This window comes from Pseudomonas furukawaii, from assembly GCF_002355475.1.
GTDB lineage: Bacteria > Pseudomonadota > Gammaproteobacteria > Pseudomonadales > Pseudomonadaceae > Metapseudomonas > Metapseudomonas furukawaii.
The window spans coordinates 965,660-988,808 of sequence record NZ_AP014862.1 but is presented as its reverse complement, the minus strand read 5'-3'; the positions used below and the strand labels follow the sequence as shown (position 1 = coordinate 988,808).

General features: G+C 63.1%; 17 protein-coding genes, 1 tRNA gene and 1 pseudogene. 6 read left to right on the top strand and 13 right to left on the bottom strand.

Features of this window, described 5'->3' with window-relative positions; translation table 11 throughout:
- The first annotated feature begins 173 nt into the window (after positions 1-173).
- Both KF707C_RS04605 and KF707C_RS30070 read left to right on the top strand, forming a co-directional pair.
- Positions 174-1,757, top strand: a complete 1,584-nt coding sequence (locus KF707C_RS04605; RefSeq protein ID WP_003452032.1) for a peptide chain release factor 3 — start codon at positions 174-176, stop codon at positions 1,755-1,757.
- 581 nt (positions 1,758-2,338) lie between these two features.
- A pseudogene (locus KF707C_RS30070) lies at positions 2,339-2,791 on the top strand (REP-associated tyrosine transposase).
- 271 nt (positions 2,792-3,062) lie between these two features.
- Here the strand turns inward: KF707C_RS30070 and KF707C_RS04595 are convergent.
- The gene (locus tag KF707C_RS04595; RefSeq protein WP_003452443.1) at positions 3,063-4,076 is read right to left on the bottom strand and encodes a M14 family metallopeptidase; all 1,014 of its coding nucleotides are present in this window, start codon (positions 4,074-4,076) and stop codon (positions 3,063-3,065) included.
- Between the two features lie 97 nt (positions 4,077-4,173).
- Between KF707C_RS04595 and KF707C_RS04590 the strand changes: the two genes are divergently transcribed.
- Positions 4,174-4,797, top strand: a complete 624-nt coding sequence (locus KF707C_RS04590; protein ID WP_003452446.1) for a TetR/AcrR family transcriptional regulator — start codon at positions 4,174-4,176, stop codon at positions 4,795-4,797.
- 49 nt (positions 4,798-4,846) lie between these two features.
- On the opposite strand, the gene KF707C_RS04585 is transcribed toward KF707C_RS04590, so the two are convergent.
- From KF707C_RS04585 to KF707C_RS29900, 4 genes are all read right to left on the bottom strand, one after another.
- On the bottom strand, positions 4,847-5,542 hold the full coding sequence (locus KF707C_RS04585) for an ABC transporter permease (protein WP_003452449.1): 696 nt from the start codon (positions 5,540-5,542) through the stop codon (positions 4,847-4,849).
- Between the two features lie 10 nt (positions 5,543-5,552).
- Complete coding sequence (locus KF707C_RS04580) at positions 5,553-6,263, bottom strand: ABC transporter permease (RefSeq protein ID WP_003452452.1); 711 nt, start codon at positions 6,261-6,263, stop codon at positions 5,553-5,555.
- Between the two features lie 57 nt (positions 6,264-6,320).
- Positions 6,321-7,106 carry a transporter substrate-binding domain-containing protein gene (locus tag KF707C_RS04575; protein WP_003452455.1) on the bottom strand — a complete coding sequence of 262 codons (786 nt, stop codon included), beginning with the start codon at positions 7,104-7,106 and terminating at the stop codon, positions 6,321-6,323.
- A gap of 71 nt (positions 7,107-7,177) precedes the next feature.
- A complete protein-coding gene (locus KF707C_RS29900; protein WP_036993052.1) occupies positions 7,178-9,175 on the bottom strand; it encodes an aminotransferase class I/II-fold pyridoxal phosphate-dependent enzyme in 1,998 nt (665 codons plus the stop codon).
- Between the two features lie 178 nt (positions 9,176-9,353).
- On the opposite strand from KF707C_RS29900, the gene KF707C_RS04565 reads away from it, so the two are divergent.
- On the top strand, positions 9,354-10,148 hold the full coding sequence (locus KF707C_RS04565; protein WP_036993055.1) for a TatD family hydrolase: 795 nt from the start codon (positions 9,354-9,356) through the stop codon (positions 10,146-10,148).
- 308 nt (positions 10,149-10,456) lie between these two features.
- Here the strand turns inward: KF707C_RS04565 and KF707C_RS04560 are convergent, their stop codons facing one another.
- The 4 genes from KF707C_RS04560 to KF707C_RS04545 all read right to left on the bottom strand — a co-directional run bounded on the left by KF707C_RS04560 (position 10,457) and on the right by KF707C_RS04545 (position 16,757).
- On the bottom strand, positions 10,457-12,487 hold the full coding sequence (locus KF707C_RS04560; RefSeq protein ID WP_003452464.1) for a methyl-accepting chemotaxis protein: 2,031 nt from the start codon (positions 12,485-12,487) through the stop codon (positions 10,457-10,459).
- 248 nt (positions 12,488-12,735) lie between these two features.
- Complete coding sequence (ampE, locus tag KF707C_RS04555) at positions 12,736-13,572, bottom strand: regulatory signaling modulator protein AmpE (RefSeq protein ID WP_003452467.1); 837 nt, start codon at positions 13,570-13,572, stop codon at positions 12,736-12,738.
- Between the two features lie 15 nt (positions 13,573-13,587).
- Complete coding sequence (gene ampD / locus KF707C_RS04550; RefSeq protein WP_003452469.1) at positions 13,588-14,136, bottom strand: 1,6-anhydro-N-acetylmuramyl-L-alanine amidase AmpD; 549 nt, start codon at positions 14,134-14,136, stop codon at positions 13,588-13,590.
- A gap of 347 nt (positions 14,137-14,483) precedes the next feature.
- The gene (locus tag KF707C_RS04545) at positions 14,484-16,757 is read right to left on the bottom strand and encodes a DUF1631 domain-containing protein (RefSeq protein ID WP_036993053.1); all 2,274 of its coding nucleotides are present in this window, start codon (positions 16,755-16,757) and stop codon (positions 14,484-14,486) included.
- Between the two features lie 318 nt (positions 16,758-17,075).
- Between KF707C_RS04545 and nadC the strand changes: the two genes are divergently transcribed.
- Both nadC and KF707C_RS04530 read left to right on the top strand, forming a co-directional pair.
- Positions 17,076-17,924, top strand: coding sequence for a carboxylating nicotinate-nucleotide diphosphorylase (gene nadC / locus KF707C_RS04540; protein ID WP_003452473.1), 849 nt, complete (start codon positions 17,076-17,078; stop codon positions 17,922-17,924).
- Between the two features lie 506 nt (positions 17,925-18,430).
- Positions 18,431-18,658 carry a hypothetical protein gene (locus KF707C_RS04530; protein WP_003452474.1) on the top strand — a complete coding sequence of 76 codons (228 nt, stop codon included), beginning with the start codon at positions 18,431-18,433 and terminating at the stop codon, positions 18,656-18,658.
- Between the two features lie 65 nt (positions 18,659-18,723).
- On the opposite strand, the gene KF707C_RS04525 is transcribed toward KF707C_RS04530, so the two are convergent.
- From KF707C_RS04525 to KF707C_RS04510, 4 genes are all read right to left on the bottom strand, one after another.
- Positions 18,724-18,799: transfer RNA gene (locus tag KF707C_RS04525), tRNA-Thr, on the bottom strand.
- 13 nt (positions 18,800-18,812) lie between these two features.
- Positions 18,813-20,447, bottom strand: a complete 1,635-nt coding sequence (locus KF707C_RS04520) for an O-antigen ligase family protein (RefSeq protein ID WP_158526749.1) — start codon at positions 20,445-20,447, stop codon at positions 18,813-18,815.
- Between the two features lie 37 nt (positions 20,448-20,484).
- Positions 20,485-22,479 carry a sulfatase-like hydrolase/transferase gene (locus tag KF707C_RS04515; protein WP_003452476.1) on the bottom strand — a complete coding sequence of 665 codons (1,995 nt, stop codon included), beginning with the start codon at positions 22,477-22,479 and terminating at the stop codon, positions 20,485-20,487.
- 72 nt (positions 22,480-22,551) lie between these two features.
- Positions 22,552-23,001 carry a pilin gene (locus KF707C_RS04510; RefSeq protein ID WP_003452477.1) on the bottom strand — a complete coding sequence of 150 codons (450 nt, stop codon included), beginning with the start codon at positions 22,999-23,001 and terminating at the stop codon, positions 22,552-22,554.
- Positions 23,002-23,149: the final 148 nt, after the last annotated feature.

Below are 23,149 nucleotides of genomic sequence, written 5' to 3'. Positions count from 1 at the left end.
GGGGAATGACCGGGGGATGGCGCCCGCCTCTACCAGAGGCCTCGCGGGCGCGTATCCGCCCTCTGGGGTGGATCACGCCCGGCGGCGCTGATCGGCGGGCCGTTTCCCGCTATAATCCCGCGCTTTTCCGGGCCGTCCGCGCCCCGTCACCGCATTCCAGCAGGCATCACTCCATGACCATCCAGGCCGCCGCAGTCGCGAAACGCCGCACCTTCGCGATCATTTCCCACCCCGACGCCGGTAAGACCACCATCACCGAGAAGCTGCTGCTGATGGGCAAGGCCATCTCGGTCGCCGGTACCGTGAAGTCGCGCAAGTCCGATCGTCATGCCACCTCCGACTGGATGGAGATGGAAAAGCAGCGCGGCATCTCCATCACCACCTCGGTGATGCAGTTCCCCTACCGCGAGCACATGATCAACCTGCTCGACACCCCCGGCCACGAGGACTTCTCCGAAGACACCTACCGCACCCTGACCGCGGTGGACTCGGCGCTGATGGTGCTGGACGGTGGCAAGGGCGTCGAGCCGCGCACCATCGCCCTGATGGAAGTCTGCCGCCTGCGCGACACCCCCATCGTCAGCTTCATCAACAAGCTGGACCGCGACATCCGCGACCCCATCGAGCTGCTGGACGAGATCGAGGCGGTGCTGAAGATCAAGGCCGCCCCCATCACCTGGCCCATCGGCTGCTACAAGGACTTCAAGGGCGTCTACCACCTGGCCGAGGACAGGATCATCGTCTACGTGCCGGGCCACGGCCACGAGCGCATCGAGACCCGAGTCATCGAGAAACTGGACTCCGACGAGGCCCGCGCCCACCTGGGCGACCTCTACGACAACTTCCTCGAGGAACTGGAGCTGGTGCAGGGCGCCTGCCATGAGTTCGACAAGGAGGCCTTCCTCAAGGGCGAGATGACCCCGGTGTTCTTCGGTACCGCCCTGGGCAACTTCGGTGTGGACCAGGTTCTGGACTGCATCGTCGACTGGGCGCCGCAGCCGCTGTCCCGCGCCACCCACGAGCGCAATGTGGAACCCACCGAGGAGAAGTTCTCCGGCTTCGTGTTCAAGATCCAGGCGAACATGGACCCGAAACACCGCGACCGCATCGCCTTCATGCGCATCTGCTCGGGCAAGTACGAGAAGGGCATGAAAATGCGCCACGTGCGCCTCGGCAAGGACGTGAAGATCGCCGACGCCCTGACCTTCTTCTCCAGCGAGCGTGAGCAACTGGAAGAGGCCTATGCCGGCGACATCATCGGCCTGCACAACCACGGCACCATCCAGATCGGCGACACCTTCACCGAGGGCGAGGCCCTGGGCTTCACCGGCATCCCCCACTTCGCCCCGGAACTGTTCCGCCGCGTGCGCCTGAAGGACCCGCTGAAGTCCAAGCAGCTGCGCCAGGGCCTGCAGGAACTGGCCGAGGAAGGCGCCACCCAGGTGTTCTTCCCCCAGCGCAACAACGACATCATCCTCGGCGCCGTGGGCGTACTGCAGTTCGACGTGGTCGCCAGCCGCCTCAAGGAGGAATACAAGGTCGAGTGCGCCTACGAGGCGATCAACGTCTGGTCGGCGCGCTGGATCGAGTGCAAGGACGAGAAGAAGCTCAAGGAGTTCCAGGACAAGGCCTTCGAGAACCTCGCCGTCGATGGCGGCGGCCACCTCACCTACCTGGCCCCCACCCGCGTCAACCTCAGCCTGATGGAAGAGCGCTGGCCGGACATCAAATTCCGCGCCACCCGCGAGCACCATTGATGCTCCCCATGTAAGCGAGCTCGCCCGCGAAAGCCACCCGCGCATTCGCCGGCAAGCCGGCTCCTACGACCACCCCATCCCTGTAGGAGCGAGCTCGCTCGCGAAAGCCACCCGCGCGTTCGCCGGCAAGCCGGCTCCTACGATCATCCCATCTCTGTAGGAGCGAGCTCGCTCGCGAAGGCCTCCCACGCATTCGCCGGCAAGCCGGCTCCTACGATCACCCCATCCCTGTAGGAGCGAGCTCGCTCGCGAAAGCCACCCGCGCATTCGCCGGCAAGCCGGCTCCTACGATCACCCCATCCCTGTAGGAGCGAGCTCGCTCGCGAAAGCCACCCGCGCATTCGCCGGCAAGCCGGCTCCTACGATCACCCCATCCCTGTAGGAGCGAGCTCACTCGCGAAAGCCACCCGCGCATTCGCCGGCAAGCCGGCTCCTACGACCACCCCATCCCTGTAGGAGCGAGCTCGCTCGCGAAAGCCACCCGCGCGTTCGCCGGCAAGCCGGCTCCTACAACCGTCCCCTTGCCTCGCCAAAGGGCCTACGCAACCCTCCCCGCTCCACTCGAAGGAGGAGCGCAACGGATGCGCTATCAAGGACGAAACCTGCGCAAGGGCAGGATTTCCGAGCCGGGCCGGATCTACCTGCTGACCACGGTTACCCATGAACGATCGCCCCTGTTCAACTGCTGGGACTCCGCCTGTGCTGTCGCCCGGGAAATTCACGCCATGGAAGAATCGACCGCCCTGCGGACCCTGACCTGGGTGTTGATGCCGGACCACCTCCATTAGCTTGTCCAACTGCACAACGGAAAGCTGGAGGATCACACCCGAAGACTGAAGTCACGCTCCGCCATTGCGGTGAATGCATTGCGAAATCGAAGCGGCCGCCTTTGGCAGAAAGGCTTTCACGACCACGCGCTTCGCAGCGATGAAGACGTGAAGACGGTGGCCCGTTATGTGGTTGCCAATCCGCTGAGGGCCGGGCTGGTCGAACGGTTGGCGGATTACCCCTTTTGGAATGCCATCTGGCTGTAGGAGCGAGCTAGCAAAAGCCACCCCGCCCATTCGCCGGCAAGCCGGCTCCTACGATCACCCCCATCCCTGTAGGAGCGGGCTCGCTCGCGAAAGCCTCCCGCGCGTTCGCCGGCAAGCCGGCTCCTACGACCACCCCATCCCTGTAGGAGCGAGCTCGCTCGCGAAAGCCTCCCGCGCATTCGCCGGCAAGCCGGCTCCTACGACCAGCCCGTTCCTGTGGGAGCGGGCTCGCCCGCGAAAGCCACCCGCGCATTCGCCGGCAAGCCGGCTTCTAGGGGTCGAGGGCGCCGCCGGCCCAGGTACTGGATGGCTCGGATCCGGTGAACTTGGCCACTATCGCGCCCTGGGGCACCAACCGGTCGCGGTAGCGGGTCAGCATCAGTCCCGCCTGGGGCGCCACCAGCGCCCGTTCGCTCGCCGGGTCGCCCGGGGTGGCGATGACCCGGGCGAAGCGTTCGCCGGCCTGGACGAGGTCCCCCAGCTCCCGCTCGAATACCAGGACCCCGGAGGTCGGCGCGAAGACGGTCTCCATCTGCCCGATGGGAACCGCCCGGCCGCGCCACTCCGGCAACTGCACGGGATCGGCGATCAGTCCACGGGCTCGGAGGAAATCATAGAGGCCGTCGGCATCCCGTTCCGCCAGGGCATCGCTCACGTCGCCCTGGCCACGCAGCTCGACGGTGGACACCAGCCGCCCCTCGAAACGCCCTTCCGCGAGCCAGGGGGCGATCACCACCTCCTCGAAGGCGCCATCGCTGTCACCCTCCCAGAGAATCGCCACCTCCGCGCCCAGGGCGGTCGCCAGGTCTTCGCCCGCAGGCCAGAAGCACTGGTGCAGGTAGAGGTAGGGCAGCGCTTCATCGTCGGTGTGCAGGTCGAGCACGATGTCGGCCTGGGCCGCCAGCTCCGCCAATCCCTTCTGCCAGACCGCCAAATTGCCCAGCGGCCGCTCCTGGGCGGCCGAACCGGGAAAGCCGCGATTGAAATTGCGGCTGCTGGGCTCATGCACACGTCCGAGGATGCGCCCCTGGCGGAACTGCGCGATACCCAGGGGATTGGCCTGGGGAACCAGGGTCACGCTCCCCCGCAGCAGGCCCCTCGCCGCCGCTTCGGCGAGACGCGGCAGCAGTTTGTGCAACACCAGCATGCCGGCGATCTCATCCCCATGGACGCCGGCCTGCAAGTGGGCCCTGGGGCCCGGCAGGCCGCTGTCCAGACGCCATGCGGGGACCCGCAGCGGGGCGCCCGAATCGCCTGGTACGGTGAAGGAAACGTCGTGGATCATGTCATGCCTCCCATGGTCGCCGGTCGATGCCGGACACTTGGTTCGCCAACGGGCCAGGCGGTACTATCCCGGCCCATCCTGCGAAGGAACTCACCCCTTGGATACGCCCCGCGAAAGACAACCCCGAACCAACCCCGACGAGCGCCGCGAGCACCTGGTGCGAGCCGCCCTGCGCTGCCTGGTGGCCGAGGGCCACGCGGGCATTTCCGTGCGCCGCATCGCCAGGGAAGCCAATGTCGCCATCGGCCTGATCAATCACTACTTCGGCAGCATCGACGCCCTGGTGGCCCAGGCCTACGAGACCCTCGCCAGCGAGGTGAACCAGTCGCTCCGGGCCTGCCTGGAAGCGGCTGGCGAGGACCCCGAAGCGCGCCTCGACGCCTTCCTCAACGCCTACTTCTCCCCCGTCGCGCTGAACCCGGACCTGCTCAGCCCCTGGGTGGTGTTCTGGAGCCTGATCCGCCACTCGCCCCAGGTGAACGAGGCCCATGAGCGCACCTACGGCGGCACCCTGCGCATGCTGGAAGGGCTGCTGTCGGACCTCTCGCGCAAGGAAGGCTTCGCCATCGCCAAGCCCCGCCTCGCCGCCATCGGCTTCTCGGCGATGCTGGACGGACTCTGGCTGGAGTGGTGCCTGAATCCGGCCAACATCAGCGCCGAGGACGGCCTGGAGATCAGCCGCCGCTGGATCGCCAGCCTGCGCGCCGGGGCCTACGCCTGAGGCCCGGCCTGTCAATCGGCCGGCAACCAACGCACCAGCGCTCCCCTGATCAGACTCGTCGCATCGAGCCTCGCCGTTCCATCCGCGACGCCAGGGTCTCGATCAGGAAGGTGAGGCAGATGTAGATGCCCGCCACCAGCAGCAACGGCTGGTAGATCTGGAAGGTCTGCGCCCGCACCACGTTGGCCGCGCCCAGCAGGTCCACGACCGCGACGGTGGAGGCCAGGGCGGTGGACTTGAGCAGCAGCACCGTTTCACCCGCCAGGGTAGGCAGAAGCTGGCGCAACGCCCGGGGCAGCCAGACCCGCGTCAGGACCTGGCGACGGTTCATGCCGAAGGCCGACGCCGCTTCCAGCTCACCGCGCGGGACGGACTTCAGGCCACCGCGGATCACCTCGCCCACGTAGGCGCCCACGGAGAGCACCAACGCCAGCACGATGTACCAGAAGCCGTCCCGCAGATACGGCCAGAGGAAACTGCCGCGAATCAGCGGGAAGGTGGCGAACAGGCTGCCGACGCCGTAATAGAAGAGGTAGATCTGCACCAGCAGCGGTGTCCCGCGTATCACGCTGGTGTAGGCCAGGCTCGCCCCGGCCAGCAGCGGGTTGCGCGAGATCCGCGCCAATGCCACCCCCATGGCCAGGATGAAGCCCAGCGTCGCGGAGATCGCCAGCAGCTGCAGGGTGGTGGCCAGTCCGCTGAACAGCAGGCCGGCATACTCGGTGATCCAGTTCGGTAGGGTCATGCGCGTTTCCTCACACCGACGGCATCCAGCGCCGGAAGCGACGCTCCAGCCATCCGGAGAACAGGTTGGAAAGCAGCGTCAGCCCGTAATAGAAGGCCGCGACGGTGAGGTAGAACAGCAGGTACTGGCGGGTTGAACCCGCCGCCTGCTTGGCGGTGAAGAGCAGCTCACTGGTGCCCACCACGCTGATCAGGGCGCTGTCCTTGAGCAGGTTGAGCCAGAGGTTCGCCATGCCGGCCAGGGCGTTGGGCGCCATGGCCGGGAGGGTGACCCGGCGGAACAGGCTGAAGCCGCTCATGCCAAAGGCCCGGGCCGCCTCGACCTGCCCCTGGGGAATGGCCTGGATCGCGCCCCGCAGGACCTCCGAGGCGTAGGCGCCCTGCACCAGGCCCAGCACCAGGATCGCCACCAGGGTGCCGTTGAGCTTGACCTCGGTATGGCCGAGCCAGCCCAGCAGCTCGTTGATCCCCATGGAACCGGCGTAGAACAGCAGGAGGATCAGCAGCAGTTCGGGCACCGCCCGGCACAGCGTGGTGTAGCCCGCCATCAGGCGTGCGAGCGGCCGTGGGCCGTTCAGCTTGATGAGGGCCACCCAGAGCCCGATGAACAGGCCGGTGAGAAAGGCACCCACAGAGATCTCCAGGGTCACCTGCAATCCCTGGAGCAACGCGGGTCCCCAGCCCTGCGGGCCGAAGCCCACCAGCTCGAAATAGGACGACATCAGGACACCTCGAAGGGAAGTGGAAGCGGACCGCCCCGGCGCGGGGCGGTCACCGGGTCATTGCCGGGGCGCGACGCTCACGTCGAAGTACCTGGCGGAAATGACCTTGTAGTCCTCGCTGGCCAGCAGCGTGCCGATGGCTTCGTCGAGGCGCGCCTTGAGGGCCTGGTCGTCCTTGCGCAGGCCAGCCGCGACACCCCGGCCGAACAGCGGGTCATGGGGCACTTCGCCCTTGTACTCGATGCCCGAAGCCTGGGCATCGGGGGACTTGAGGAAGGCGCTGATGGCGATGCCATCGGCCATCATCAGGTCGATGCGCCCGGCCACCAGGTCAGCGTTCACCGAGTCCTGGGTGTCGTAGTAGCGCAGGTCGGCGATGTGCTCGTAGTACTTCTTCAGGTAGTTGGAGCTGACGGTGGACAGCTGCACCCCGACCACCTTGCCCTTCAGGCCCTCGGGGGTGATGGCGACATCCACCGCCTGGGGCGCGGCCACGGCCACCGGCGTGTCGTAATAGGCACGGCTGAAGGCGATCTGCCGCTCACGCTCCTCGGTGACGGACATGGAGTTGAAGATGATGTCCACCTTCTTCGCCATCAGTGCGGGGATCAGGCCGTCCCAGGCCACCTCCTCGATCTCGCAGCGGGCCTGCATCTGCGTGCAGAGCACCTGGATCAGGTCGGGCTCGAACCCCGTCCACCGTCCATCCGGCTGCTTCTGGGAGAAGGGCGGATAGGGCTCGGCCGCTATCGCGAATCTCAGGGTCTCGGCCTGGGCGCCCGCCGCGCCGGCCACCAGCATCGCCGCACCCGCCATCCAACCTGTCCATCGAGTCTTCTTCATGGTGTTCCCCTGCCCTGTGTGGTCTTGTTTTTGGTTAGAGCCTGTAGCACCTGCCGCCGAAGCGGCCTGTCTCATCGATTCCGGTGAGCGTTGACGAACTGCCGGCAGCGCTCGCTGCCCGGCTTCAGGAACACCTCGTCGGGATGCCCCTCTTCCTCGATCCGCCCCTGGTGGAGGAAGGCCACGTGACTGGACACATCGCGGGCGAAGGCCATTTCGTGGGTCACCAGGATCATGGTCCGGCCCTCCTCGGCCAACGAGCGGATGACCCGCAGCACCTCGCCCACCAGTTCCGGGTCCAGGGCCGAGGTGGGCTCGTCGAACAGCATCACCTTGGGCTCCACCGCCAGCGCGCGGGCGATGGCCACCCGCTGCTGCTGGCCACCGGACAGGAAGGACGGGTATTCGTCGCGCTTGGCGGCCAGGCCCACGCGCTCCAGCAGCGCCTCGGCCCGCTCCACGGCTTCGACACGGCTCTCCTTGAGCACCTGGATGGGCGCCTCGATGAGGTTTTCCAGCACCGTGCGATGAGGCCAGAGGTTGAAGCCCTGGAAAACCATGCCCAGGCGCGAGCGGATGCGCGTGAGCTGTTTCGCGTCCGCCACCCGGGGTTCGCCGATGCGGTCGGTGGACAGGCGAATCCGTTCGCCGTCGACACTGATGCTCCCCTGGTTGGGAATCTCCAGCAGGTTGATGCAGCGCAGGAGGGTGCTCTTGCCCGAACCGCTGGCGCCGATCAGGGACACGACATCGCCCTCACGTGCCGACAAGGACACCCCCTTGAGCACCTCGAACTCGCCGAAGCGCTTGTGGATATCCTCCACCTGGACGCGCATCGGACGCTCCGCCGCCACGGGAGCCGCCTCGGCCGAACAGGGCCCCTCGATCACCGGGCGCGACGTCAGGCCGGCGGCGAATCGACGAATGCGGCGGCAGGCATCGAGCAACTGCTCCTCGCCCAGGCTGTAGGAAAGTCGCACGAAGCCTTCGGCGGCCGGCCCGAAGGCGGCGGCATCCAGCACCGACACGCCGGTTTCGCGGAACAGCTTCCAGGCGAAATCCAGGGAACTGAGGCCACTGGCACGCACATCCAGCAGCACGAACATGCCCGCCTCGGGCTTGAGCACCCGCAGCGGCGCGCAATCGGCCAGCGCCTCCACCACCAGGTCACGGCGGCGGCGGTAGAGTTCGCGCATGTCCGCCGTCACCTCGTCGTAGGCACGCACCGCCACCAGCACCGCCTCCTGGACGAACCCGGGCAGGCCGTAGAGCACGTTCAGCGCCAGGTTCTCGATATGGCTCACCAGTTCCGGGCAGGCCACCACCCAGCCGGTGCGCCAGCCGGTCATGGCGTGGGACTTGGACAGGCTGCCGACGCTCACCGTGCGCTCACGCATCCCCGGCAGGGTGGCGAAGTAGCGATGGGGCGTCTCGAAGGTCAGGCTCTCGTAGACCTCGTCCGCCACTACCCAGAGGTCGTGGGCCTGGGCCAGGTCGGCGATGGCCTGCATTTCCTCGGCGTTCATCACCACGCCCGTGGGGTTGTTCGGGTTGGCGAAGAAGATCGCCCGGGTACGCGGGCCGATGGCCGCGCGCAGGGCGTCCAGGTCGGGCCGGAACCCGCTGGCCGCCGGACAGGGCACTCGCACCAGGTTCGCCCCGGTGGCCTTGAGGGTGGCCTCGTAGGTGACGTAGACGGGGTCGAACACTATGACCTCGTCGCCCGCCTCCAGCAGGCACATGGCGGCGGCGTACAGGCCGTTCTGGGCGCCGGCCACGAGGATGGCGCTGTCGGCGCCCACCGGCTGGCCGGTGAGGCGGCCGTGAAGATCGGCGATGGCCTGGCGCAGTTCCGGGCGGCCCGCGACATCGCAGTAGTGGGTGTCGCCCGCCCGCAAGGCGTCGATGGCGGCGGCGGTAATGGGCTCGGGGGTGGCGAAATCGGGGTCGCCGATGCTGAGGACGATCACATCCTCGCCGGCACGCTGGGCGGCGATGGCCGCGTAGTGGATGTCCCAGGCGGCGGTTCCCGCCCCGGCCATCCGGTCAACGATCGAAGCAAAGCGCATAGTCGAGCCCTAGGAAAAGTATGAATTTCAGTCAGCGACTCGTGGCTGCGAATCGGACCGTGGCTAGAACATATCCCAGCATGAACGTGTGTTCAATATCGTTTTTCAGGAGGCCTCTCGCCGCGTCTTCGTCATCGACATCCATGCCGCACGGGCGGGGCCGGTATATGCTGGCGCCATGCTGATCGATACCCACAACCACCTCGACTTCCCCGACTTCGACGCCGACCGCGACGAGGTGCTGGCACGCTGCCGCGCCCTGGGCGTCAGGCGACAGGTGCTGCTGGGCGTGTACCAGGGCAACTGGCAACGGATCTGGGACTGGGCGAACCAGGGCGATGACTTCCATGTCGCCTTCGGCCTGCACCCGATCTACCTGGCCCAGCACCGTGAGGAACACCTGGCGGAACTGCGCCAGCGCCTGGATCGTCACCGGGGTCATCCACGGCTGTGCGCGGTGGGGGAGATCGGGCTGGATTACTTCGTGCCGGAACTGGATCGCGATGCCCAGCAAAGGCTGTTCGAGGCCCAACTGGGCCTGGCGGCGGAGTTCGAGCTACCGGTCCTGCTCCACGTGCGCCGCAGCCACGCCGCCGTGATCGCGACGCTCAAGCGTTTCCGCCTGAAGCGCGCCGGCATCGTCCACGCCTTCGCCGGCAGCGTCGAGGAGGCGCGGGAGTATCGCAAGCTGGGCTTCCGCCTGGGCCTGGGCGGCGCGCCGACCTGGCCCCAGGCCAATCGCCTGCGCAAGGTGGTGGCGCAGCTGCCGCTGGAGGACATCGTGCTGGAAACCGACGCCCCGGACATGGCGCCGGCCATGCATCCCTATGGCCGTAACAGCCCCGAGTTCCTGCCGGACATCTGCCGCGCGCTGGCGGAGATACGCGGCGTGAACCCGGAGGAACTGGCCCGGATCAGCACGCGCAATGCGTGCGAGCTGTTCGGCTGGAATGACCTTCAGGAAAGAACCTGAACGCGAAACGGAGCCTATTCGCGAGCAAGCTCGCTCCTACGACAAATGCGGCATCTCGCGAAGGCCTGTAGGAGCCGGCTTGCCGGCGAATGGCGCCGGGATCTTCGCGAGCAAGCTCGCTCCTACGACAAATGCGGCATCTCGCGCAGGCCTGTAGGAGCCGGCTCGCCGGCGAATGGCGCCGGGGTCTTCGCGAGCAAGCTCCTACGACAGCAATGCATGGACGGGGCAATGCGGCGTCTTACGCAGACCTGTAGGAGCCGGCTCGCCGGCGAATGGGGTCGCGAGCGCGCTCGCTCCCACGGGACTCACACCCGGAAGGCCCCGATCAACTGCTTGAGCTGCGCCACCTGCCCGGACAGCTCGCGGCTGGCCTGCTCGGTCTGGCTCGCCCCGGCGGCGGTGCGCTCGCCGGCGTGGTTGATCTCGACGATGTTCTGGTCGATATCGTGGGCCACGGCGGTCTGCTGTTCGGCGGCGGCGGCGATCTGCTGGTTCTGGTCGACGATCATGCCCACCGCCCCCAGGATGTTCTCCAGCGCGGCCTGCACCCTGCCGGACTGGCTGACGGTGCCGTCGGCCATCTGATGGCTGGTGTTCATCGCCTTCACCGCCGCGCCGACGCCGCCCTGCAGCCGGGCGATCATCTGCTCGATCTCCTCGGTGGATTGCTGGGTGCGCTTGGCGAGCGTTCGCACCTCGTCCGCCACCACCGCGAATCCCCGCCCCTGTTCGCCGGCGCGGGCCGCTTCGATGGCGGCATTGAGGGCCAGCAGGTTGGTCTGCTCGGCGATGCCCTTGATCACTTCCAGCACCCGGCTGATGGAGGCGCTGTCGGCAGCCAGCTGGTTGATCACGCCCACCGACTGGTCGATCTCGCTGGCCAGGCGCTCGATGCTGGACAACTGGGACTCCACCAGGGCACGACCGCTCACGGTCTCCTGATTCACGCTCTGGGCACTGCCCACGGCGGCGGCGGCGCTGCGAGCCACCTCCTGGGCCGTGGCGGACATCTGGTTCATGGCGGTGGCGACCTGCTCGATCTGGCTGCGCTGCCCGGCCACGGCCTGGTTGCTTTCGCCGGAGACCTGCTCGACGCGGCCCGCCTGGCGCTCCACTTCAATCACCGTGTGCCCCACCAGCTCGATCAGGTCGTGGATCTTGGCCACCGTGCCGTTGAAGACCTGGCCCAGTTCGCCCAACTCGTCACGGCTCTCGGCCCGAAAGCTCACGGTCATGTCACCGGCGGCGACCTTGTCCATCACCTTGCCCAGGCTCTTGAGCGTGGTGCGCGTGGACACATAGAAGCCGCTGTAGAGGTAGACGATGGCCAGGAAGACCACCAGCAGCGCCACCACCAGCAGCACCGTCTGCATGCGCTTGTCGGCGAGGCGGATTTCCAGCTCGGACTTGAGGAAGCCCAGGGACGCGTCGTTGAGCTGATAGGTCTTCTCCAGCCCGGCGCTGGCCTGGTCGTAGAACTGCTGCCAGGGCGTGTCGAGGGTGTCGGCCATGATCACCCGCTCCTCGAACAGCGTCGCGCTCTGCTTGAGCGAGTCGCGGCTCGCCGCGGCCAGACTGTCCAGCGTCTGATGGGCCCGTGGGCTGCCATCCAGGGCATCGGCGATCTTCAGGCCGTACTCGGCGCTGAGCTTTTCCAGGTCCAGCAACAGGTCATCCAGCTTGGTGCTGGCGGCGGAATTGAGGAAGCCCTGTCCCAGCGAGTAGGCGCCGATGGCGCGGCCCTTGCCGATGGCCTGGGTGACCTGGGGCGTGGCGGTGGCGATGAGTTCGGTGATCTGCCGGACATCCGCCTGGTCGTCCTGGCTGAGGCCGGCCTGGGTGGCGACCACCTTGATGAAGACCTGGGCATTGCCCAGCAGCTTCTCGATCATGGCGCTCTTGCTCTGCAGGGAGGTCTCTCCCTTGGCGGACTGCAAGGCAGTGATCAGCTCGTCGCGCTTGGCGTTGAAGGCGTCCACCTGCTCCGGTTCGCTGACCACGGGCACCAGGCCCTCCAGGGTCGCGAGCACCTGCTGCTCCAGGCCGGCAATGCGCGTTTCCAGGTCCCCGGCCTGGCCCGACTGGCCGATCATCGAGTTGATCAGCACCAGGTCGTTGAGGCTTTCCAGGTGGCGCCGCACCGTGAGGCTGGCCCCGAGGAGGTCGAGGCTCTGCAATTCGGAGCGGGTGCTGACGAATTGCCGGTAGGAATCCCGGACGAGATAGAAGTTGGTGATCAACATCGGAAGGAAGAACAGCACACTGATAAGACTGAACTTCATGCCGAAGCTGAGGCGATTCATCAGCGTGATGGCAGGATACAACAGGGTCTTCACAAGACGCCTCCTGTTCTCATTTATTGTTATGGACGCGCATCGAATCGCTGGAAAGGCCGTGAAAACGGGCAGGGTCGGGCTCCCACACGGCAAACCTGCGCCCCAGATCAACCAGAGTCTTCACTGGGAATTATCAGAACTTTCTTGCGCGTAAGCCTGTGTACCCGATATCGGCAGGAGTTTCTGTAATTAAAGGTTAAGCGGGGAGTTGCCGCCCGGCGGTAGCGCCGGGCGGGCGAAAGGCAGGGTCAGAGCAGCAGGGTCCAGACGGCGAAGCCGGCGTACCAGAGCACGGCGGCACGCACCAGCAGTTGCCAGAGGGCATCCAGCGTCGCCACACCGGCGTCACCGCTGGCGGGCTCCGGCAGTTCGGCAGCGGCACGCCCGGCAAGCTCGATGTAGCGACGGGCCGGAATCTCCCAGCTCAACAACTCATGAAGGAGCACGCGGCTCACACCGACGAAGTTGCCCACCAGGGAGAAACTGGCCGCCAGCACCCGCACCGGCAGCCAGTCGAAGGCGTGGCGGATCATTTCCGCCCGCTCGCGCAGCGGCTCGATGGAGGCATGCTCGCTGGCCAGCGCCAGCAGGCGGTAGGCAAGGGCCGCCACCGGGCCCAGCAGCGCATACCAGAAGATCACCGCGAAGAAGCCCTGGTAGGCCTGCCAGAGCTGATAGCCCTGCACCTGGTTCAGCAGGTCGCCGCCCTCCTCCGCCTCGAGGCCCATGTCACGCTCGGCGACATGGTAGGCGCCCTGGGTATCGCCTCGCCGCCAGGCGTCGCGGAAGGGGCCGATATCCTCGAGCACATCGCCGCGCCCGAGGCTGTAGACGATCACCAGCAAGTGCACGGGCAGCGCCAGCCAGCCATAAGCCACCGGCTCCAGCGCGAGCAGCACCAGCCCCAGCAGCACCAGGGGCAACAGCACCAGCAGCGCCAGGATCAGCCAGGCATTGCCCGCCATGCGCGGATTGGCCTCCGCCTTGGCCAGCTCGCGCAACCAGAAGCCGTCCTGCTGGATATGCCGACGCCAGGCGGAGAACTTCTCGATCCAGAGCACCAGCAACAACACCAGAAAATACATGGGTCCCTCCTTGATTCAGGTTACGAGGGCCGCCCGCAGGCGTGCCCAGTCGAACGCGGGGCCCGGGTCGGTCTTGCGGCCCGGGGCGATATCACTGTGTCCGCAGATGCGTTCCGGCGTGATGGCGGGATAGGCCATGCGCATCTGCTTCACCAGGGCGATCAGCGCAGCATACTGAGGTTCCGTGAACGCCAGGTCATCGGTGCCTTCCAGCTCGATTCCCACGGAAAAGTCGTTGCAGCCCTCCCGACCGTCGAAGCGGGAAACGCCGGCATGCCACGCCCGCCCATTGCAGGAGACGAACTGGGTGACGGCGCCATCACGTTCGATGAGGAAATGCGCGGACACCCTGAGATCACGGATCTCCTCGAAGAACGGATGCTCCGACGGGTCCAGGCGGTTCTGGAAGAACGCCTGAACCTTGCCGGTGCCGAACTGGCCGGGCGGCAGGCTGATGTTGTGGATGACCAGCAGGGAAACCTCGCCCTCGGGGCGAAGGTTGAAATTGGGGGATGGACAGTGGCTGATGCCCTGGCACCAGCCGGATAGGGGGTCCAGCTGCATGTCGGCTCCTTGATAGGTCGCCCACTTTAGGCGCAGCGGAGGTGTTTTTGCGAGAGGGCAAGCGCGCCCCTGCGCAGCGCGGGGTTCCGCCTTGTAGGAGCCGGCTTGCCGGCGAATGGCGCGGACAGGTTCGCGGGCGAGCCCGCTCCTACGGGGATGCAGCGCGGGGGCCAGCTCTGTAGGAGCCGGCTTGCCGGCGAATGCGCGGACAGGTTCGCGAGCAAGCTCGCTCCTACGGGGACGCGGCGCGGGAGCCAGCTCTGTAGGAGCCGGCTTGCCGGCGAATGGCACGGACAGGTTCGCGGGCGAGCCCGCTCCTACAGCGAAGGTACGGACCGGTTAGCGCCTCAGGCCCCCTTGAGTCGGCGCAGGTTGCCGATCACCGATTCCAGGGCACGGTCGAACAACAGGGCATCGTCCAGCAGGCGGATCGCCTTGCGGCGGTACTCGACGGCCAGCCCCATGCGGCTCTTCTCCAGCACCTTCATGCCGGTGCGATTGACGAAGATGTACTTGCCGGTGGGCTTGATCAGCGCCGCCAGCTTGCAGCGCAGCTTGTGCTCCTCGTCTTCCTGGAACTCCACCCAGCTGCCCACCCGCAGGTTATCGACGAAAACCAGCGCCTCGTCGTCGTCCGCGAGCGTCAGTTCCGGCTCCGGCACCTGGGTTTCACCCGGCGCGACCAGGACGATTTCCTCCACCACGGCGACCATCACCGGGGCGCCTTCCTGCTCCGCCGGCTCTTCCGGCAAGTCGAGGAGCAGAGGTGGCGACTCCAGGCCGCCATCGGCCTGCTCTACCGGCTCGGGCTCCGGCTTGCGCAGGCGCTGGAAGGCCTGCACATGCAGGGCCTCCAGCTGGCTGAAGAATTCGCTGGTGGAAAAGGGATCGAAGGCGGCGCTGGCCAAACCGTCGCGCAGGGACTTGAGCAGCCCCGGCACCAGCTCCAGCAGGCGCGCACGGGCCTCGGGCGCCTCGTGGGACTCCACGCTCCAGATCAGGTCATCCATGGTCTGCAGCGCGGCTTGCCATTCGGCCGACTCCACGCCGTGCTTCAGGCAGCTCAGCAGCAGCACCTTGCTCCAGGCTTCCCGCAGCAGGCGCACCACCACCTCCGGCAGGGTGCGGCCCAGCAGGCGCTGGTTGAGGGCTTCCTCCACCCGCTTGCGGGCCAGCTCGGCCTTGGCGCGACCCTCTTCGGCATCGCGGGTGCGCTGTTCCAGCAACTCGCTGCGACGGCGCTCATCACCGGTGTAGGCGAGGAACTCGGCCAGCAGTTCGGAGAAGATCGACGGATCATCGACGAAGTCGTTCAACAGCCGCTGCACCACCTGCTCGATGCGGTGATAGAGGCTGTCGCGCTGGGCTTCATCCTGCTCCACCCAGCCCAGGGCGGCGGAGGCGATCTCGTTGAGCAGCCGCCGCGCCGGATGGCTGCCACGGCTGAAGAAAGTCTTGTCCAGCAGCGCCACCTTGAGCATGGGAATCTGCATCCGGCCGATCAGGGCCTTGAGCGAATCCGGCAAGGTGCGGTCATCGAGGATGAACTCGAAAAGCATGGACACCAGGTTGATCACATCGTCGTCCACCTGCCCCACCACCCGCACACGGCCACTGCGGGCGCTGGCGCGGCTGAGCAACTGGTCGAGGTTGACGCGCAGGTCGTAATCGTCGGCGGGCTGCTGCGGCAGGTGCTGCTGCAGATGGGAAAGCAGGCGCATCAGGTCGACGCTGCTGACCGGCACGGCATCGGCCGGGTACTCACGGCGAGGGAAGGCGCTGCCACGCACCTGGGTCAGCAACTCCTGGATGACTCCGAAGACCTCCTGCACCCCCTCGTCACCCGTCGCGCCGCCGGATGCGGCGCTCCCCGCCTGCGCGCCCCGGCTGGACGCGGTCGGACGATCCGGCTGGCGACGCACCGGCGCCGAACGCAGGTCCGGCAGCACGCCGGCCTGGATCAGCGACTGGTTGGCCTCGGCGTAGAACGCGTCCAATTCGGTCAGGACGTACTTCTCGAACAGTTTGAAGATGATCAGCTTGACCTTGATCTCCACCCCCAGACTGCGGCAGGCGTCGAGGAACGACTCGCACAGCACACGGGGCCCGAGGGGGTTGGTGCGGTCCTCGATCTTCTTGCTCACCAGGGCGTTGAGACGCGCGGTGATATGCCCCAGCGCGACACCGTCGCGGCTCATCACCTTGGCCACCATGGCGTCCAGGGCCACGGTCTCCTCGAGCTCGTCGTTCTGCACCAGCGAGAGGTTATCGAAAGACGCCACATCCAACTGCGGCGCCTTGCCGATCTCGTACTGGTTCAGGGCGGTGAAGCACTCGAACACCTTCTGCAGGAAGGTCCGCTCGATGCTTTTGCGCTTCAGCCGAAGGTCCCGCATCGCCTCGAAGAAGGCATTCTGCTCGGCATTGCTGGTGGCACGGTCGGCCATCTCGAAGAGGGTGTCGTCCGCATTGTCGAACAGCATCTGCAGCGTCTGTTTCAGCTGCACTGCCGCTTTGTCGCGTACCTGGATCAAGGCCACGGGCAGCCTACCTGCGGAAGCGGTTGGCGATTGCTGGGTGGTTCCCTTGGTGAGCGAAACCACCTTCGCGTCGGTCTGCATCACGAGCCTCCCGCAGACCGGACCCTTCCCAGGGCGTTTCGGACCGCGCATCTATCGAGAGAGTCATCCATAACGTCAATTTTATGGCGTCAAAAATAGAAATTTCCGAGGTCATTATAGGGATGACGCTGTGACAACCAAGGGGAGATTTCCTTCAGACATGACTCAGGTCACAGATGAGGGAAAACCGGCCGACCAACGCACAATTCGCAACCTACACCTGAGTATCTAGCAGAAAGCGTGGCGCGTTTGTCATTGGCACTGCACCGGTCGTCGGCAGCCTTTATAATCGCCGCCTTCCTGCCTGCGGAGCCCACCATGCCCAACCTCCTCCTCGCCGACCTCAGCGCCGAAATCGAGGCCAACGTCCGTGCCGCACTCAAGGAAGACATCGGCGACGGAGACATCACCGCGCAGCTGATACCCGAGGATCGCCACGCCCGCGCCACCATCATCACCCGCGAAGCCGCCCTCATCAGCGGCACCGCCTGGGTGGACGAAGTGTTCCGCCAACTCGACCCGCGCGTGAGCCTGACCTGGGAGGTGCGCGATGGCCAGCGCGCCGAAGCCAACCAGGCCCTCTTCCACCTCGAAGGCCCGGCCCGCGCCCTGCTCAGCGGCGAACGCAGCGCCCTGAACTTCCTCCAGTGCCTCTCCGGCGTCGCCACCCGCGTCGGCCACTATGTGGACCTGGTGAAAGGCACCCAGGTGAAGCTGCTGGACACCCGCAAGACCTTGCCGGGCCTGCGCCTGGCGCAGAAGTACGCCGTCACCTGCGGTGGCGGCCATAACCACCGCATCGGGCTCTACGACGCCTTCCTGATCAAGGAAAACCATATCGCCGCGTCCGGCGGCATCGCCCAGGCCATCGAGGCCGCCCACCGCATCGCCCCCGGCAAGCCCGTGGAGGTCGAAGTGGAGAACCTGGATGAACTGCGAGAGGCCCTGGATGCCGGCGCCGACATCATCATGCTCGACGAACTCAGCCTCGACGACATGCGCACCGCCGTCGCCCTCACCAACGGCCGCGCCAAGCTGGAAGCCTCCGGCGGCATCAACGAGACCACCCTGCGCACCATCGCCGAGACCGGCGTGGACTACATCTCCATCGGCGCCCTGACCAAGGATGTGAAAGCCATCGACCTGTCGATGCGGCTGAGCCTCTGATCCCCGCAACGGACAGCGGTTGCGCCGGTCCATGGACGCCTGGATCGAGCGCTTGCTACCACAGAAAGAAGCCGGCTACTGAACCCTGCCTGATCGCAGCGGGTTAACCGTTCGGGGCGCACTCGAACCTCGAATGCGCTCCGGACAGATCGTCCGCGCCAAACGTTGCCAAGCCACCCGCTCAAGGCTAAGGTGCCGCCGTCCTGGCAGATTCCAGGACCGGGCGTCGCGGCCCGAATAGCAAAAGGCGCACATGCGCCGACCATCCGACTGCCGGCGCTTTTTTTGTGCCGGCACCCTCGTGTCATGGCGGCTGTGCGCGGGAGACCGAAAGGTCTGCCGGGTTCCTTTTGCCCCGGTCCGCGAACCCGTGCACAGCTGCCACCCAATCGTTTCGCGGCGACTCGTGGCAGCTCCCACGCAAAAGGAGAAATGACCATGCCTGCACAGGTATCAGCAAGGACCACAAGCACCTCCCCGACTCGCAGAACCGCAGGAGGTGAACCATGAAAGCCTTCGCCCGCTTCGCCGACCACCAAGGCGACCGCATCCTCACCGCCAGCTACGCCCTCAGCACCCTCGCCGACCTGCTGGGCCGAGACGGCCTCGATCACCAGCTGAGCGACCGCGACTTCAAAGGCCTGCACCACGCCCTCAAGGCCCTCGCCGACCTGATGCACTGCTCGGCCATGGACCTGTACCAGACAGCGGAGAAAATCGGCCGAGAAGCCTGACCACCTCGCCGAATCGCCAGAAACGAAAAAGCCCCGCAGAACCTGCGGGGCTTTTTCGTTGGATCTGGTGCCGGTAAGAGGAATCGAACCCCCGACCTTCTCATTACGAATGAGCTGCTCTACCGACTGAGCTACACCGGCGGCGGTGCGAAGGCTAGCACTGGCGCCCCCTTGAATCAATCTCGAGAGACACAGCATTGCCGGAGGATAGACATGCGGACTCGGAAGCAAGTAAGAGCGCGACAGCAATCATCATGAAGAACAGAGTCAGGCCGTGATAGAACACACCATCTACAAGCGAAAGAGCCAGCAGTGCGCACATCATAGAAATACCAAGTGCCTGATGCCTCAGAGCTTGAGCTGGCTGGACCTTCCGCACAACCTGCTGCACCGCAACGAATAGAACTCGAGATAGTGCCAGAACACATAACGCTGTCCCCACGACGCCCCACTCGAGCAACAACTGAAGCAGCCCATTATGCGCCTGTACGAAACTTCGACTCTCCCGAACAGCTAGAAATCCTTCGCCTCCCCATCCGAACCACATCCTCTCGGAGATATGGGGAAGTAAAGAGCGCCAAATTTCGAGCCGACCTGAACTGAGCTGATTTGAAGAGTCCGCCCCTCCCGTGCGAAGCAGCGCAGTCAACCACCCCATGGATCCAGACTCCACGGGAAATAGTGAGGAAAGCATAAAGGACGCCAGCACCGCCATGACCACCCAACGCCACTCTCTGGCATATGGCCTGCCATGAAAAACGAGCAGCAGCGAAAGAGTTCCAAGACAGGCTGCAACGAACCCTCCACGCCCGCCACTCCAAAGAAGCATTGATGCAGAGAGCACCAGTGTTACCAAAGCGACTACCTTCAAACGACCGCCGTAGGCAAAGACTCCCCATGAACTGACGACCATACTAATGCAGAGCAAGTAACCCAGATGACGAATATTCCTAAAAAAAGGAGGGCTTCCCGCCCAATTATAAGTACGCGGATCAGGTAGAACACTCCAATAAAACATCAAAACAAAGAGGTACACGATCGTTGCAGCAGCGACAGTTGCAAGAAGCACCTGAACGGACCGCTCGTCTCGTAAAAACCAACTAATCATCGCCAACAAAAGAAGTAAGTGCGCAACAACCTCAGCACCACGATACCAGTCGCCACCACCAACCCCACTTATGGTGGAAAGCGTGTTCGAGACAACTATAGATGTTAAAAAAAACAGAAAGAACACCCACCCAAGCCGCCCCACCCTAAATGGAGAAAAATAAAAAATCACGACACTCAGAACAAAGAAAACCTCAACAACAGCAACATGCCATTGATTCAGAAAAATACTTTCAACATTCAAATAACAAACCAAAAACACCGACGCCGCCGCTGCATATCTAACCAGCTTGCCTGCAAGACCTCTCACCGCAAATGCCTTATCGACAAGTCCAGCCTGGAGTAGCAAAAGCATTAAATGAGCCAGATAAACGAAGCCTCTCGGCCAAGAAAGCAGGGACTCACGCTCAATATAAAGGAGAAAATTAGAGAGAACGAATGAAACACCCCAGAGCATCCAAACAAGGCTAATACCTCTCCCTCCAGGAAAACGCGACAACCAGGGAAAACTCAAAACCATCACCGCCTGAAGCACCGCCACGCTCAAGTTACTCAATGAAGTCACAGACACCATGAAAAACCAGAGCGCCATGATTGACCACACAAGCCTGCTCCGATTCTTATGTAATATGGCTACAGAGTCAGAAAGCAGGACATCAGGCCCTTCACGAGCCTCTTTCATGAGGACCTCATTACGATGCAAGAGCTTACCAACGGGCTCATCTGGCATCTGCAACACGGGCACTTCTGCATACATGCTGTTCCAACATCAATGGATCCGAAGCAAACTGCCTACACAGTGCCAACTGCATTTCCCTTATAGAAGGATCGCCATCCTCCCCTTCAATCGGCCTCCACGTCATGGCCGAGTAATCAAACAGACGAAAAGGCGCCAGCTCCTTGCCATAATCTCCAAACGCGAGCACCTTATCTCCACTAAGAACGGAGTACTCTTTCTGACGCATTATTTGCCCAATCTTATCCGGACGCAGACTGACATATCCATTAGACTCAACGCGATACGCAGATGCTCCTTGCGCAAAGGCTTCATCAGCATCAATTTGTCCATTCAATACCGCTGACACATTAAAGTCAGTTTCCACAAAAAAATTTCGCTCTGGAATTTTCTCGCGACCAATTAGTGAGTAACCATCAAGTGTCTTTGGCAACTCTATCCCCAAGTACTCAAGAACCGTTGGATAAATATCGAGAAGGCTTACTCGATCCCTCTCCTGGCTAGACGGTATGCTCACCAATTTTCCGTTACGGTAAACCTGGTAGGCCATCAGCACCTGAAACTGGAACCGCTGGACCACATTGGTGCCGTGCCCATACGCAGACAGTTCAAATGGCCTTCCTCCGACTGCGGAGCTGAAAGTTACGGCATCCCGGGCAAAGCCCTCGCCATGATCGGAAACGAAGAACACCAAGGCATTCTCAAGTCGGCCGGCATCACGAAGCGCAGTGATGACCTTCCCAAACTGCTCATCAGCTCTCGGCAGGGATTTCATGTAGTTCTGGAAATTACCCTGCCCATTGAACTTACTGAGCCAACCCGTCTGCCGCTCCTTGCCAGAGACATATGCATAGGGCCAGTGAGGTTCACAGAAGTGGACCACCATGAACGCTGGAAGGCCCGCGTCAAGGTCAGCGATACCATCCTCGACTTCACCAACAAAATCCTCCCCCATATAGGATGCACTCAGCGCCCTATTTGAATAAACGTAAGGAAAGAAAGGCTCCGACAACGGAAACTGCCGAACCATATTGAGAACTGGAAGATCGGAGAGAAACCCAAAAAGAAAATCCCCCACACCAATCTTTGGCCCTACTAAATGATCAAACCCATAACGCTGATCGATATTTGCAAAGCGCTTCTCATCCATCGCATAAAGTGTTTGATAACCCTCTTCCTTCAAACGCTTAGGCAATGATTTGAAGTCATGATTGATAAGCGAGTAAGGCATCAGATTGAAGCGAGCGCCATGCTTGACGGGATTAACCCCCGTCAGAAGACTCATCCATGAAGGGAAGGTACGAGGCAACGGAGTGACTGCATCGCTGAAGCGGACAGACTGTTGAAGATACCCATTGAGGTTGGGCATGTAACGCTCACTGGGCATTTCAGGGCGGAGTGAGTCAAATCCAATAATGATGATATTAGGGCGAGCGCTGGTAACAACAATTTCTTTACTGGAACTATCCCACAACCCAACCAACAAACCGAGACCCAGAACCCCAACTATTAATTTACTTCCCCGAAAGCCAGAACCAACCCCCCCTCCAATGACCAGGAGCCAAGCACAAGTTCCAGACACCAACCCCCACAAAAATACTGATCCTTTCTCTGCCCCACCCGCCAATGCACTCCACGGAAAAAGAACCATATTCCAGAGATAAATCAAAAGAAAGAAAAACAACAACAGAAGATAGAAAACCCTCGAATCACCTCGAAACTTAGAGAGCGAACAACACCTCCAAACAACATACAGAACAAAAGCCACCAGTAAATTTAGCAAAGAAAAAGAAAAGACAAACCAAAAAAAATCAATAAGAAAGGGCGTATTTATAACACTCCCTACATCCAGAGAAGACATGACACGTCCCCTGGAGAGCTTCCCAAAAAGTGAAGCCCCACTTACAGCCAGCAACGCAACATTCAGAGCAATCAGCAAACAGCCGCCCCACAGAACCCTTGCCATATCTTTACGCATATTGAAAATCCAGAAACAAAAAGGCCCGCCAACTTTTTAGTGTTGGCGAGCCTATATTCAAGCGACTATATATCAGCTGCCGCTCGGCGGGTTATTTTTAGTAATAGCAGCAGAAGCGATATCGTTGGTGGTGATGCTAGTGGAGTTCTCCCACAGCAGCGCAGTGCCATTACCCGGGCGAGGGGTCATGGTAATAGTTTCGCTATCAATACCAGTACCAATCCCGGTAGCGAGGGTCAGTTCGATTACACCCTCATCGACGGTTGCGCTGGCAACCTCAGTGGTAGGAGTAAAGTTCGGAATACCAGCATCACCAGTCGAGCAGTTGGTCATTACACCACCAGCCTCTTGGGAGCAAAGAGCTACAGCAGTCTTCAGCGAGTCAGCAGCAGTCAGAGCATTACCGATCTTGGCCTTGATGGTGTAATCCTGATACTGCGGAATGGCCACAGCAGCCAGAATGCCGATGATCGCAACCACGATCATCAGTTCGATCAAGGTAAAACCTTTTTGTGCCTTCATTTATTGATCCTCAAATGGAATAGGCCAGTTGCCTGCTCAGGCTCTAGCAGGTGCTGTGCCAACTCCGACTGATCGACATAAAACAAGATCGCCCGGCTTGGACTGGGATGGGGCAGGCTCCAAACACAGACAATTTGCGCCCTCCCGC